12 protein-coding genes are annotated in these 14,602 nt (G+C 57.2%); 2 read left to right on the top strand and 10 right to left on the bottom strand.

The window, feature by feature from the left end:
- Positions 1-10: 10 nt before the first annotated feature.
- The 10 genes from ACP26O_RS00105 to ACP26O_RS00060 form a co-directional block, all read right to left on the bottom strand.
- Positions 11-214: a hypothetical protein gene (locus ACP26O_RS00105; protein ID WP_426356269.1), complete on the bottom strand. Its 204-nt coding sequence runs from the start codon at positions 212-214 to the stop codon at positions 11-13.
- Between the two features lie 93 nt (positions 215-307).
- Complete coding sequence (locus ACP26O_RS00100) at positions 308-472, bottom strand: hypothetical protein (protein ID WP_426356268.1); 165 nt, start codon at positions 470-472, stop codon at positions 308-310.
- Positions 473-498: 26 nt separating this feature from the next.
- Positions 499-1,293 (bottom strand): metallophosphoesterase, encoded by a 795-nt coding sequence (locus ACP26O_RS00095; RefSeq protein WP_426356267.1) that lies wholly within the window; start codon positions 1,291-1,293, stop codon positions 499-501.
- An 83-nt stretch (positions 1,294-1,376) separates the two neighbouring features.
- On the bottom strand, positions 1,377-1,994 hold the full coding sequence (locus ACP26O_RS00090; protein ID WP_426356266.1) for a hypothetical protein: 618 nt from the start codon (positions 1,992-1,994) through the stop codon (positions 1,377-1,379).
- A gap of 51 nt (positions 1,995-2,045) precedes the next feature.
- Complete coding sequence (locus tag ACP26O_RS00085; RefSeq protein WP_175712485.1) at positions 2,046-3,419, bottom strand: hypothetical protein; 1,374 nt, start codon at positions 3,417-3,419, stop codon at positions 2,046-2,048.
- Positions 3,420-3,745: 326 nt separating this feature from the next.
- Complete coding sequence (locus ACP26O_RS00080) at positions 3,746-5,257, bottom strand: TniQ family protein (protein WP_012327540.1); 1,512 nt, start codon at positions 5,255-5,257, stop codon at positions 3,746-3,748.
- Position 5,258: 1 nt separating this feature from the next.
- Positions 5,259-6,197, bottom strand: a complete 939-nt coding sequence (locus tag ACP26O_RS00075) for a TniB family NTP-binding protein (protein WP_426356265.1) — start codon at positions 6,195-6,197, stop codon at positions 5,259-5,261.
- On the bottom strand, positions 6,187-8,148 hold the full coding sequence (locus ACP26O_RS00070) for a Mu transposase C-terminal domain-containing protein (protein ID WP_175712488.1): 1,962 nt from the start codon (positions 8,146-8,148) through the stop codon (positions 6,187-6,189). Before ACP26O_RS00070 ends, ACP26O_RS00075 begins: the two co-directional genes overlap by 11 nt.
- Positions 8,149-8,161: 13 nt before the next feature.
- Positions 8,162-8,653 carry a TnsA endonuclease N-terminal domain-containing protein gene (locus tag ACP26O_RS00065; protein WP_175712497.1) on the bottom strand — a complete coding sequence of 164 codons (492 nt, stop codon included), beginning with the start codon at positions 8,651-8,653 and terminating at the stop codon, positions 8,162-8,164.
- Positions 8,654-9,076: 423 nt separating this feature from the next.
- Positions 9,077-9,544, bottom strand: a complete 468-nt coding sequence (locus ACP26O_RS00060) for a helix-turn-helix domain-containing protein (RefSeq protein ID WP_426282378.1) — start codon at positions 9,542-9,544, stop codon at positions 9,077-9,079.
- A 553-nt stretch (positions 9,545-10,097) separates the two neighbouring features.
- Between ACP26O_RS00060 and ACP26O_RS00055 the strand changes: the two genes are divergently transcribed.
- Both ACP26O_RS00055 and ACP26O_RS00050 read left to right on the top strand, forming a co-directional pair.
- Complete coding sequence (locus ACP26O_RS00055; protein WP_244097104.1) at positions 10,098-10,994, top strand: WYL domain-containing protein; 897 nt, start codon at positions 10,098-10,100, stop codon at positions 10,992-10,994.
- Positions 10,995-11,027: 33 nt separating this feature from the next.
- Positions 11,028-14,564: a helicase-related protein gene (locus ACP26O_RS00050; RefSeq protein ID WP_175712491.1), complete on the top strand. Its 3,537-nt coding sequence runs from the start codon at positions 11,028-11,030 to the stop codon at positions 14,562-14,564.
- Positions 14,565-14,602 lie beyond the last annotated feature (38 nt).

Here is a 14,602-nt window from a genome sequence, read left to right as displayed (position 1 = left end):
ATGGGCAGCCTCAAGCATGAGGCGAAATATCGACTTGCACCGCGTAACGCAGGGCGCGAGCATCATGCAGCGCGTGGTGTCGGCCTCCAAATTGCTGAAAATATGACTCCAGGCGGACCTTGTCTGCCTGATCCCATACGAGCAGCGCCTCCCAGCCGTCTGGTACGCCGTCCAGGACATCCACGAGCAAATCCCAATCTCCGTGGAAATCCATGCAGAAGGTCCCGCCCGCGAATTGCCCGAGCCACTCACGAAGCGCCGATTGAAGGCTCGCGCGCGAAAACATCCGCTCGGGATACTGGCCAAGCTAAGGGAGGATCGCCTCGCGAACAAATGCGCTGCAGGCGTGGTGGTCAAAGTCGGTCCGCTCCGCATAGAATTCGTGCCCGTCTTCTGCGACCAGCGCAATGCTGATCAGGTCGCAGTCGATGAAATCGGTGAACTCGGTGTCGACAAATATTCGCATCGTCATGTTCGCGTTGTGGGATGGACTCTGCCTCATACCTCGATCAGCAGGCCAGGATTGAAATCCGGGTTCAGATGCCGGGGCGAATACCCGCGCGGGTTGCAGACCACACGCGTACCACGTGCGTTGGATTTGTCGCCGGCTGGAACGACGTAATCGAAGCTGGTATGCATGTGGCCGTGAATCCATAGGGGAACTGCGGGTCCCATGAGATCTTCCAGATCCGACGCATAAGCTGGCGTCAGCGGATCTCCTTCATATTCCGCATCAACAGAGCCCGCCGAGGGGGCGTGATGTGTGACGACTACGGTCTTGCCCTCAAATGGCTCGCTCAGTGTGTTGCGAAGCCACGCACGCGATAGCTCATGCCGCCGCACGGTATCAGCCGGGTACAGCCTTCGATACGATGACGTCGCGCGAATGAGCCGGAAGTCGGCCATTGCCTGCTGAGCATCCCGCATGCATGTCGTGGAGGATATGTTGTTGGCGTACAGCTTGAAGTCCGTCCAGAGCGTGCATCCGAGAAAACGAACGTCGCCCAGCACAAACGCATCGTTCTCCAGGAAATGAATGTTGGCGCCCTGCGCAAGATTGCGCAGCTTGTCGAGCGTGCCGTCGAAGTGTCCCCGGTAGAACTCATGATTCCCGGCCACGAGGATAACGGGCTTGGTCGGATCGTCAACGAATGCCTGAGCCCACCCGATGCTTCGATCCTTTGTATGGATGTCGCCAGCCAACACGACGACGTCCGACCGAGCGATGGCCTTCGCGTCAGCTACGGCGGGTTCGAATTCGTTGTGCAGGTCGGACAGGACGAGCAGTTTCATGGCTTCACGATCCATGGTTAGATGCTTGATCAGATTGATTAGCATCAGATCAAGATGTTCGATATCGACGAGTCGTCAGGTTGTCACGACGGTTCTTCGGTTGGCGGTCCGTCAGCGTCACGCGGCAAGCCCCGCTCCAATTCATTGAGCCGCCGCTCTACCGCACGCACAAGATCAATGAATTCAGTTCGGTTTTCGACCGTGTCAAAATTCGGGACGCGCAGGTAGCCCTGCCTCACGCCCATTGCAAATAGTAGTTCCGCCAGGGCGCCTGGATTTCGTGACTCAAAAGATTGACGGGTGGCCAGGACATTGGCGCTCAGGCACCTTAACCTGGCGTCGTAGAACAAATTGGCAATGAAAGGTGCGGCAGGTTGCAGGGAGGCGATATTCGTTTGATCGTACTCGGATGAGACGTCTATGGAAGTCACGCCGATTTGAGCGCACGTAATGCTCCATAGAATGTTGGCATTGAAGTCGGCGCCGCTTTCTGCGATCAGTTCGTAGATCCTCCCGGATTGGGTGACCCCGCGGCGTGTCTCTGGATCAAATTTCACAATAGGGGTGCTTGCCCGCCCGCTCATGGTTTCCATGTTGTGACCAATGAAATGGCGGAAGCCCTTGTCTGTCTCCATAACCTGCCAGCGGGACAAAAACACGACGGGTTCAAGTTCAACCGGGGGAGATTTCCAGATTCCCATATAAGCTCCTGGTGGCAGGGCAGGCTCAAGCGGCCCACGAAGGCAAAGTCTTCAAGCTTCGCTTCCCGCACTGCGAGAAATATCTGTGGTGGTCTGCCTGCGGATCCAGTACTGTCGTCCGCCATCGACAGATGGCCCGGTGACGATCTCAATACCATGTTGCCGAGCCCAACCGGGTGCCTCGCGAGCGGAGATTCCGATCGCACTTGCCACTGTGCGCAGTGGCTGGAATTGTTCGGCAAATTTCTTCAGCTCATCAACATCGACAGCTTGTGCTGCCCGGCGGCGCAGCTTGGCCGTTCGGGTCTTGACTAGCCCTATGTTGATCAGGTGGTACATCACTTCCTGTTTGACGCCGAGTCGACGAGCTGCTTCAACAATTGATATCGGGGAATCCGATTCGACCGGTATCTGCGCGGCGGAAATCACGTCGTCGCGGTCGGCAAAAATATTCCGCAACGTCGGTTGTTTGCCCCTGTCGACGGCAAGGCGCATAGCACCGTTCGCGAGGTGATTGAAGAATGCTGCAGACGCTTCAACAGGCACATACAGACGTAAGGCCTCGGCTAGGCTGATCGGATCCTCAATTGCCGGTCCGTCACGGGCACACACTGCCGTGATGTCGTTGAGGAATCGATCGACAGATCTCGTGTCGATGCGTGTCTCGTGTGAAGCAAGTAGGCCCGCCTTCGCCAGTGCTTGGATGCGTCTGGTAGACATCCCGGCGTATCGGACCGCTGTCTTTAGCGGGACCAGCGAACGCTGCGTGTTCCGAAGACGTTTCAGGTTATCGGCGCTGATTGCAAACTTTTGCCGTCCAGCCGGGGTTCGCCGGACTGGTACGATTTCACCCGTCTGCGCGAGCATATTGGTAACGGCCGAGTTTCGTGTCTTCTGCCGACTGCGCAACTCCGTGTTCGTCCCCCTTGCATCGCTCCTTCGTTCCCAGAGCACCGCCGACCCTTGACGAGATGAATTGCTAATGTATGCGTCCAGCATGTTCAGCATCCACCGATGTTCTTCCTTACTCAATTGCTTGCGTAGCATGGTGAGCAAGTGCGGAAAGACTTCCGAGAACAAGGGGACGTTGTTCATATCCGCCTGTGGCGCACGAAGGCGATCAAGCAATTCGAAACTGGCGGATCGATCGACGATTAGTGATGCGCCGGCTGTCACCAAGAGTTGTTCGATATTCTCTGTTCGACGCGACGCCCTCTTCAATGGCTTGCCCTGCAGCCCAAATTGCGAGAGCGCCCCAAGGAAACGGGCGAGGTTCCAGCGTTCCCCAACAGACAACGAGGCAGCACTCGAAGTAATTTGTTCGCCAATCAGCTTCAGTACTTCGGCCGAAAATTTGTCGACGGCCGCTTCTCGCAGTGGTGCGCCGCATGTGCAAATGGCGAAGCGAACCTGCTTCCAGCGCAATGTTCGCCGGCACGCGGCGCATACCGAGGTCAGCCAGCAGCGATGCGTCAAGCACGCTGCCGGCCCGGAGTACCAGTCCTCACGCCAATAGCATCCGGCGTCGGCCAAGCAATGTGGACACCAGCGGGCGATACCGTGAGCTTTGGGTAGGCTGCAATCCCGACAGTCTAACCAGCCAGGGTTGGAAAGTCCGTTGGCGAATGCGACCCGCAGGCGGTAGCCAAGGAAGCTTTCATCCGAGCATGCCATAGGTCGTACAAGGAACCGCCCTGCGAACAGGGCGATTCCCCGCGAGCGCCAACCTGCGTTATGGATTGGTTTGAGATTCATTCTGGCAAGAAGGAGAGTTGCTGCGATGACCGTTCCAGCCTTGCCTGTTTGGCGACGACATTCATTCTGAACTGACGTAGCCGTTCGATTGCCGTCGAATCAATAAAGTAAGCAGATAGACCTGGATTTTCCAGCCGACGGAAGATGGGGAATTTTCCAGCGAATATGTCCTGCAACATCTCGCACGAGCTTGATGTGTAGGGCCCACTCCATGGCAACCATGTTCCGAACAACGGTTGTAAATGCGCGAAGCTAGCCGGGCAAGGTCGCGATAGCTCCTCTAACCGGTGACACAGACTGGTGAGATGTGTTCGGTAAAAATACGCCTGTCCTTTGACCGTCAATGGCTTCAGCAAACCAGATTTCAATAGCGTGATATACCCGGATCGAGTAATGCACAGTTCTATCATCAACTGCTCGTGCGTTACGACGGACGCAAACCATCGGCGACATGCTTCTACTGCCCAGGATGGGAAAAATATATATCGTTTGTTGCCGTGCTGGACCGTGACGGCACCATGGGAGAAGTCCGCTTGAATGAGATGCTTGAGAAGATCCTTGGTGCATCCGATGAGTAAAGTCGCCTTTTCGAAACTTACGTATCCGTCCGGTACGCCGTGACTCGGGTGGACTTCCCCGCGAGTTTGCGGGGTGATGGTCTTCTGGCCATCCATCAAAAGCCGCCTCCTCAGGTCTGCGATCGGTAAGCTAGAAAGACATGTACGTCTTTGGGCCTCATCGAGCAACATGCGACGTAGTCGCGCGAGGGCCACGCCGCGATGCGAGGGATCGGTGATCTGATCCAGGAAATCTCGAATTCCATCCGAATCCGGCACCAAGGAAAACTGGCTTCTCTCGACTAATTCGGCCAGGCGGGTTGATCGGGGGGCGTCCCAGGGCAGCGACTTGGACTCCGGCATGGTGGTTGCCAGGGCATCGAGGATGGCCTCCAGAAACAAGATGTGAGTCAGCTGCGCGAACGCGCCGGATAGATCGCTTCCAAGGATTAGCCGTTCAAACTCCGACCACAATCGATCGACATGCTGTCGCTCGTTGGGCATTGGGCACACCGCACCGTCCCAGAGCTGCTCGTCAGTGATATCGGTGATCAGGTATTTATCGCTTTGCTTATAGCCTCGGGTCATCACAGGTTCGGCGAGATCGTCTTTCAGCCGGACATGATGGAGCGTGCAGACTTCAAAGAGTGTGAGGCGCCAACGCGAACGAATATGCCTGGACTCAACCATACATTCCGGACAGTACCGGATCTTGTTCACCCGGGTAACCACGCTCCAGCGCGGTAGCATGGCGTTGCCCCAAATTGGATAGCCGTCAGGCTTGCTCACGGCTGTGACGGGAAGCGTTGGGCGAAACCGCTCGATGTCACTGAGCCTTGGACGGCGAATGCCATTTGCTCTAGCGACGCGAAAAAGATAGGTTTCGATCCATTCGTCAGGGAGGATTTTGGGGCGGCACAGTGGTAGGCGAGAAGTGTTGGACGTCATCATGTCAGCGCTCCACCGGTGCAAAGGGTTCATCGCCTTTCACGAGAGGCATCTCATCAAATCGCTTGTGGAAAGGATTTCGTTCGTCTGGTGCATCCGGATAGATAACTGTACGGAATGCCTGTGCGAGAACCCTGTCTGTCAATCTGGGATCAGGCTGTGCGTACGCCAGTTCGACTGCGCGCACCAGGAGTCTCCGGATGTCACGAAGACGTCCATCGGTCGCGAACGCAAATAGGCGAGTAATCGCAATGCCAGAAATGTCAATCGCCGGGAGGTCTTGGAGATATCTTTTGAAGGTCACAAGTACGTTGCGGAATTCGAACTCGGCGGATTCGCTGGCGACCGATAGTCGATCGATCCTGATGACCTCCCGGAAGCGTTCGCGTAGCTGATCATTCGTATCGAGCAAGCGCGTGATTCTTGGGACGCCGGCTAGTACAAATGACACTCGCGTCGCATCGACCAACCGCTTGATCCAGTCGGCGGCAGTGTGGAGCGTTTTCTCTCCACCTCGGTCGATCAAGTGATTGGCTTCATCGACGATCACGAGCCGGACACGGCATTGCTTGATGAGAAACACCAGCCTGGCAGTCAGCTCCACCTCCCGGCCCGTGTTCCATTTCGGGTCTCCCAGTACGCGCAGGATTGTGTGTGCCAACGTCTTGGGCGTGGGGGAGGGACCCAGCACCACGTACAGTACTGGGACCTCGGTGAACTCCTCGTGTTCGATCGGAGGATGTTCTGCTGCGTATCTAGAAAGCAGCGTAGACTTTCCCACCCCGGATTCACCGACCAGCATCAGATGCTCGGCTTCCTCGTTGCAACACTGATACGCGTACATACGGTCCAATGAAGCCGTTATCCGTATGACGTGAGGGAGTTTGATGAATTCTTTCCGGATCTTCTGGACGGTTGCTGCACACGCGGCGTTATTTTTCACGATAGACCTCGGCATCGAAGGTGTCCACTTCAAATCCGGGTAACTCATCGGAATCCGAAGTAAAAATGGCTAGAGGTGGGTCGCTCTGCGGTACAAGTACAGACGGTGGATGACGATTGACGGCCTTCGATGTCATGCCAGCTTGACGTGCACCACGTTTGCGGTCCTTAAGCTTCTTCGATCGCATCGCGTCGTTGGCCATCTCGCGAATCATTTCTTCAGCGCTTGCCCTGGTCCGTTGATGAGAGTCAGAATTTTTGTACTGGTTCTTCACCAATTTGGCTTGCTCGACCGTTAGGTTGTGGTACAGGTCGTCGGTATTAACGGCGCGGATGTATTGGTTTTCGATTGGATCCCATACGTAGATCAGACCGGCGTTTTCATACGGAGCCTTGATGTGCACCTTTGACTTTGCGGGCAACATTCGCCGCAAGACGAGTAGCTCTGGGGACACGTACCGGAATGTGTTGAAGTCGATACCATAGTGCTGCAGTGCGCTCTCGTCATGTTCGCAAAACTCGATGCTGAGATCCTCGGCGTTGCATTTCAACAAGGGGGGATTCGCCGAAGCCCCCTCTTTCCAGACGTCGATCGGTGCACGGCCTCCCAGACCTTTGTGAGGCCGCTTGTGATAGACCTCCGTGATCCAGACATGAACCATTTCGATAAGCTTCTCGAACGTGATGCATGCTTCGTCCTCCGCCTTGAAGCCGACACGTTGATGAATCTTGGCGAGGGTCGTTCCTGGAAGTTTGTGGATGAAGGAGTAGTTGAACGTCTTGAGAAAGCGTTCGACGAACGGCTTGTCGTTTGGATCGCGCGACGCCGCGTACTCACAGATCACGCCCAAATTGGTCATGGCGTCGACGACTGCACGAGCATGCATTTCTCGCCCGTTGTCCATGAGCAAGCGCTCAGGCCAACCATGGCATGGCCACTCCAGAGATAGCTCCGGAAATCGCTCTTGCAGATAGCTCTTCGGCATCATGGCGTGCCGCAGCGCTTCGAATATGGCGTGGACCCCATGCCCGGCCGAGCTGATGCAGAAGCCAAGCACGCATCTGGAAAATCGATCCAAAACGACGGTGATCATTGGTCGAGCGATCGCTTCACCGTTTGAATCCGCGTATATGCAATCTACCGGTGAGTGGTCGATCTCGACAATTTCGAGGATGCGGGATACCTTCCGTGCGCGATGTTGATCCGCGAACCTACGCCGAGCCTCTCGCTCGCCATACCGAGCAACGGCGTGGTCGTATGCGTCGATATCATGGATGCGTCGTTGAATGGTCCGGAGCGCAGGGACCTTGAGCCACTCGGACTCGATACGCATCGCGTTTTCACGCGCGATTTCGAGGAAGACTGCGTTATAGACCTCCTCAGCAGTTCCTGTCTTACTATTTAGGAAGGCTGTCTCGATCTTTTCGTGGATGATGCCTTCGACGATCGGGGCGAGCCGTGATCGCCCCTGTCCGCCACGATGCTCCGACTGATCAAGCAAGGCACGGATATCGCACCGCGCGTTGCGGTACCGGCGGCGCCACCGATATACCGTGGTTTCGTGCGGTGGAGTAGGATCTGCAAGATCTACCGCGACTTTTTGAATGGCCTTACGCAATGTCGACCGGCGACCCGCGAACGCGTCCATTCGGTCGAGCATCACCAGATAGCTGACTCGCCGGCGAGTCTCGAAATCTCCTGGCTCACCTGCGGATACACTGGCATCCAATGCATCCTTGAAAATGCTGTGTTTGGGGGCGCGTTGATATTGCTTGCTGTTGGACGTACGAAGATATCCCCGCAGATACTCTTCCAGGAGGTTCGATTCACTGTGGTTGGAGAACTCACCCGTCACGGTGTTTTCCAACCGGGCGATATCATCCTGCACGCGGACGATGCGAAATGTCCCTTCGCCTCGGAAGATGATTTGATCTTTGGTGAAATTGGCCATCGTGTGCCTCCGGTTAGCGAATCGATGCGGGCAGAAGGTCGTCCGGGTCTCGCTTCATGATCCGATGGAGTAGCGCGTCACACTCCTGCTTTGCGCTCTCCCATTGCTGCTGCACCTCCGTAGACGGATGGGTTCCGTTTTCTGGATCCCAAAGGGTGGCGTCAATATTGAGTCGATACCTACCTCGCATGGGGCGTGCGGAGAGGAGTAGCTGGAGCCGATCCTGGAGGCCGCTCGCGATGAGATCGCTTCGCAAAACAAGGTGAAAGCGTTCACCGCGTTGCCGAAGATACCGACTGGCAGCCCGGAGTCGGACGGTAGCTCGTGAGTGCGACGCGAGCGACGCGTCGTCCTTGACCTCGAGAAATGCCGTTCCATTGGTCGTTTCGATTGCTACATCCGGCGTGTAACGTCGCCGGCACGTGCCGTCCGAATATTCAAATACTTGTGGCTGAGTTGTGATCGCCGTGACGGCAGGGGCTACTTCCAGGAATCGCAGTGCCATCTCCTCGATGAGACTTTCGAACTCCGCGGGCTTAACTGATTTCCTACTTGGAAACTTTCCCCGTACCCCGAGACCGGAGACTGTCACGATGCGACGCACTCGACGCGATGAGGCGTGAATAAGTAAGGTTTGGGATATTTCAGGCACGAGTTCTCTCCGTCGCGTCTCGTGGAGACGCTTACGTTTCGGGAATACGCCACCCTTCGACAGCTGTGTGATGTCGAAAAGAGCCTCGCGTACGGGCGAGCGAACTCAAAAATTCGATCAAATTTGATCGAATTTCTAGGTGGTGCAAATCGTGGAGAAAAAGCGGGGCTTGACGCTGAGGTCAGATTGATAGAGACTCGGCTTTGTCCGGAGACGAATCACTACTGATTCTGATCCAAAGCGCTGCAGGCCTTCGGCTTCGTGGCGCTTTTCTTTTTACATGGCTCCTCCTTGGCCGGTTGGGCCGATCGGCATCTTGCGATTTCGTCGAATCGCTGCATGCACGTGAGCAATCGCCTCCATATCTTCCTCTGACAGACCCTGGTCACGCACCAGGTCAGCAATGACCTGGTATTTGTACACGGGCAGTGGATCTGACAAATGAATGTAGCGCTGAGAGCACGTGGCGACCGTCACGAGTTCCTGCCTTCCATCTACATCCAGGTTTAGCGCATCCCCTAGTTGCTCGATGAACGCGACGCCGTCAGGCGTGCGAATCCCTCGCTCGATCGCACTGATGTAGGCGTCGTCGACGCCCACTCGGCGAGCAAGCTCCGTCTGCGTAATGCGGAGCTCTCGCCGGCGGGTGCGCACGAAGTTTCCGAGATTTGTCACGGTGATATTCGACAGCAGGGTGATGTTTAGGCGAGTCTCGAGCGTAGCTGGATTCGAGAAATTTCGCAAAGTCAGGACTCTTATATTTTTTAGGATCAGTTCCGGAGCAAGCCACACAGCGGAGTGGCGATTTGCATGCGCCACTGAAATGCATATATTTTGTGATGCAAATTAATATATGTTTTTGAATCTTCACATCGGACTGTCAATAAGCGACTAGTCGCAGGGCGGTGCGTGCAGCGCAATCGAGCAGTTATCCGCCTAGCCTTCGGGGGAGAACGGTCCCGAAGATCGCCGTCACCTTCCCCCGCAACGACGTCAGGGCATCAGGCTCCATATGTACGTTTGGAGCATTTTTATGCCTCTTTGACGTCCATCGACTTCAATACAGACCAACCGGCCGCGTTGGACTCCGCCTCGGATCCGAAGTGATCGCACATTTTAGATGCCGGTACTGCGCCACGCCGAAGTTCTGAGCCTCGGTGAAGAGTTGGAGAATGAAGTTGGGCCATGGTTTTTTGCGTGCGATTAGGTGGTTATCAAAATGATTAGTGTGATATGCTCTTTCTGAGATAAGGCCGCGAATCTTGCGTTGCGCGGTCCGCGGATGCGGGAGGGGCTCTTGGCAGAATCAATGGGTATATCGCAGGCGCAGCGTGAACGGCTGGCGTTCCTTGAGTTGCGCGTGTTCTTTACGGGCGAGCTGAGGCGGTCCGACATTGAGACTCGGTTCGGTATAAAGCCCGCTGCCTCGTCTCGCGACTTGGCGCTCTATCGGGAATCCGCTCCCGACAATCTTGAATACGACTTGGCTTGCCGTTGCTACCGGCCCTCAGAGATTTTTTCGCCAATCTTCGAGTTCAACCCCGATCGCGTGCTTGCTTGGCTGCTGCAAGGCTTCGGCGATGGACTCGACCTGGGGTTAAAGCAAATCGCTCCCTGCGAGGGGCCAGGTCAGCTCGCCAAGCCGGACTTGAGGGTCCTGGGCTCGATTACACGTAGTCTGTGCAGCAGGCGCGCCGTCCGGATCAGCTACCTCTCATTGTCGTCTGGCTTGAAGTGCCGCGAGATCGTGCCTGTCGCGCTGGCCGACAACGGCTTGCGTTGGCACGTTAGGGCCTTCGACCGAGAGCAGGGGCGGTTTGGTGATTTCGTGCTTACGCGCATCTCGAAGACCCAGGAGATCGACGGTGAGGCGAATGAGCGAGAGCTTCTAAGCGCCGATGAGCAGTGGGCGCGCATCGTGGAAATGGAGCTTACGCCGCATCCCGGCATTGAACACCCTGAGGCTATCGAGGCCGACTACGGAATGCAGGATGGGGTGCTACGTATCAAGGCGCGCGCCGCGTTGGCGGGCTATGTGCTGCGGCGCTGGAACGTGGACGCGAGCCCGGACCATCGGCTCGATCCAGCGAGCCATCACCTGTGGCTGCGCAATACACCCACCCTATATGGGGTAGAGAGTGCAGCTTTGGCGCCAGGCATTTCCACAGTGACAGACAGAAGAAATGCTGCATGACTCGGGTGAACGAGCGAGCGAAGGAAGCGCAAGATGAAACTTGAAGAGATTACTAAGGGGGCGCCCGTTTCTGGCATCGAGCCGGGAGGGGTGGTCAAGATCGTCAGCGCGGATCAACTGGGGGACAACGCCGTCACCGTAGTCTATCGGACCGACGACGGGCGACTGGGGGAGCGGGTGCTCTTTCGCTCCAATGAGGCTGATCTGTCTATCGCCACGGCTGGCCGCCCATGGAGCTTTGACGCGGACGGAGAGGGTTTCAAGCTCGCAGCCGAGGCCATCCGCATCAATCTGGCCCACTTGTTCGATCCGATGATGGCGGTGCACACCTCCAATGTCGAGCCTCTGCCACACCAAATCACCGCGGTCTACGAGTCGATGCTACCCAAGCAACCGCTACGCTTCGTGCTGGCCGACGACCCCGGCGCGGGCAAGACGATCATGGCCGGCCTCTTAATTCGTGAACTGCTCATGCGTGCTGACGCCGCGCGTGTACTCATTGTCTCGCCCGGGAGCCTGGTGGAGCAATGGCAGGACGAGCTCTATGAGAAGTTTGGCCTATCCTTCGCGCTCTTCACTCGTGAGTTGGTGGACCAAAGTCGTACCGGTAACCCCTTCGAGGATCACGATCTACTGGTCGCTCGACTCGACCAACTCTCGCGCAGCGACGAACTGCAAGAGAAGATTAAGCTTAGCCGCTTCGACCTGGTGGTGGTGGACGAAGCCCACAAGCTATCGGCCACCTGGTTTGGCTCCAAGATCAACGAGACTAAGCGCTTCAAGCTTGGTCAGCTCTTGGGCTCTGTCGCCCGCCACTTCCTGCTGATGACGGCCACGCCGCACAACGGCAAGGAGGAGGACTTCCAGCTTTTCCTTTCGCTGCTCGATTCAGATCGCTTTCACGGCAAATTCCGCGACGGTGCACACAAGGTGGATGTGTCCGACCTTATGCGTCGGATGGTCAAGGAAGACCTGTTGAAGTTCGATGGCACGCGGCTTTTCCCTGAGCGCATCGCCTACACGACCAACTACAAGCTCTCGGACGCCGAGCGCGCACTCTACGATGCAGTGACCTCCTATGTGAAGGAGGAGATGAACCGTGCGGACGCTTTGGACGGCAAGCGCAAGGGCACGGTCGGTTTTGCATTGACGGCGCTGCAGCGCCGGCTCGCGTCTAGTCCCGAGGCGATCTATCAGTCGTTGAAGCGCCGCCGCGAAAAGTTGAAGCGGCGCATCGAAGAGGAGAAGGCGCGCCAGCGCGGAGGCGGCCGAATCGGCGCTTCCGAGGCCTTCGCCGAGCAGGCCTCGGAGAACATTTGGGACTCCGAGGACGATCTCGCGCCGGAAGACTACGAGCAGTTCGAGGAGGAGGTGGTCGACCAAGCCACAGCCGCACAAACAATCGCCGAGCTCGAAGCCGAAGTCTATACGCTTGATAATTTGGAGAGGCAAGCCAAGGTTTTGGTGGCCTCGGGCCAAGACCGCAAGTGGGAAGAACTGCGCGAGATCCTGCAAAACACGCCGGAGATGCGAGGGCCAGATGGCTTGCAGCGCAAGCTCATCATTTTCACGGAGCATCGCGACACGCTCAACTATCTGGCAGACCGGATTCGCGGCTTGCTGGGTAAACGCGAAGCCGTCGCTATGATTCATGGTGGCGTTCACCGAGAGGATCGGCGCAAGGTCCAAGAGCTCTTTCGCAATGACCGAGACACTCGCGTCCTGCTGGCGACCGACGCGGCGGGCGAGGGCGTGAACCTGCAAAACGCTAACCTGATGGTCAATTACGACCTACCGTGGAATCCAAACCGCTTGGAGCAACGCTTCGGCCGCATCCACCGCATTGGTCAGACTCAGGTTTGCCATCTTTGGAACATGGTCGCCGCCGAGACCCGCGAGGGTGATGTCTTTCAGAGGCTCTTCGAGAAACTCGACATCGAGCGTCAGGCTCTGGGCGGCCGGGTGTTCGACATCCTGGGTGAAGTCTTCGATGGCGTGAGTCTGCGCGACCTGCTGATTGAGGCTATCCGCTACGGCGAAGACCCCGCCCGCAGGCGTCATCTTCGAGAAGTGGTTCAAGGCGCGCTCGACACCGAGAAGCTTCGCGAAATCATAAGCCGCAATGCGTTGGTCAATGAGATTATGGACGAACGTCGGCTTTTCGCCCTCAAAGAGGAGATGGAGAAGGCCGAGGCGCGAAAGCTCCAGCCATACTTCATCCGGTCCTTCTTCGCTCAGGCCTTCGCCCAGCGCGGCGGCGACTTGAAGGCGCGTGGCGCGGGCCGCTTCGAGATCACGCATGTCCCTGCCTCGATCCGCGAGCGCGATCGTCAGCTCCAAGGCCGCGAGCGCCGCAGCATGAATCCGGTGGTACCCAAATATGAGCGCGTGTGCTTCGAGAAGGGTAGTGTTCGTGTAGAGGACAAGCCGACCGAGCCGGTAGCGAGCCTGATCCACCCGGCGCATCCGCTCATGCAGTCGTTGGTTGACCTCACCATCGAGCAGCATCGCTCCAAGCTCAAGCAAGGCGCGGTGCTGCTGGCGCCCAACGACGAAGGCATCGAGCCCAAACTGCTATTGATGCTCGACCATTCCGTTAAGGAGGGGGGCGAATCAGGCGCCGTGGTGTCGCGTCGCCTGCAATTCGTGACCATCGACAAGGCCGGCGTCGTCGAGAACGCTGGTTGGGCGCCGCATTTGGACCTGACCGCGCTCGACGAGACCCAATTGAAGATGGTCGCCGACCAGGCCCAGGCCGACTGGATCAAGAAAGATTTGGAGCAGGCGGCTATGGCACACGCCTCCGAGAAGCTCGTCCCAGAGCATTTCGAGGAGGTGCGGGCTCGGCGCGAAGGCCAGGTCGACAAAAACCTGGCCGCGATCCGCGAGCGCTTGGTCAAGGAGATCGACTACTGGTCTGACCGGCACGAGAAGCTCAAGACCGACTTGCAAGCCGGCAAGGATGTTCGGCTCACTCTGGAGAATGTGCGCCGGACCATCGACGAACTGACGGTTCGCTTGGAGGCACGAACGAAGGACCTGGAAGCTATGCGGAACGTTGTGTCAGCTAGCCCAGTGGTTGTCGGTGGTGCGCTAATCATTCCGGCGGGTCTTCTGGCCCAGCGCAACGGTGAGCCGCAAGGGCAGACTTGGACGGCGGACGCGGAGGCCCGGGCTAGAGTTGAGCGCGTAGCCATGCAGGCCGTGCGCAAGGTCGAAGAAGCCATGGGCCACGAGGTTATGGACGTTTCCGCCGAGAAGTGCGGTTGGGATCTCACGGCCGTCGTGCCCGCTAAGGATGGCAAGCTGCCTCAGGCCCGCCACATTGAAATTAAGGGGCGAGCGAAGGGCCAATCCACCATTACCGTCACCCGTAACGAAATCCTCTACGGACTCAATCAGGCCGAGAAGTTCCTGCTGGCTATTGTGATAGTCGATGGTGACTCGTATGAAGGTCCACACTACATCCGCAATCCGTTTACCCAAGAGCCCGATTGGGCGGTCACGAGCATCAACATGGACCTCGATGCGCTGCTGGGTCGTTCGTCTTCGGTGGAGGGCTCGCTGTGAGTACGAAATCCGCGGCTCCGGCCCAGTGTCGGATCTGT

This window comes from Burkholderia sp. R-40 (assembly GCF_049942845.1).
GTDB lineage: Bacteria > Pseudomonadota > Gammaproteobacteria > Burkholderiales > Burkholderiaceae > Burkholderia > Burkholderia ambifaria.
The sequence above is the reverse complement of the archived record's forward strand: the minus strand, read 5'-3'. Positions and strand labels throughout refer to the sequence as shown.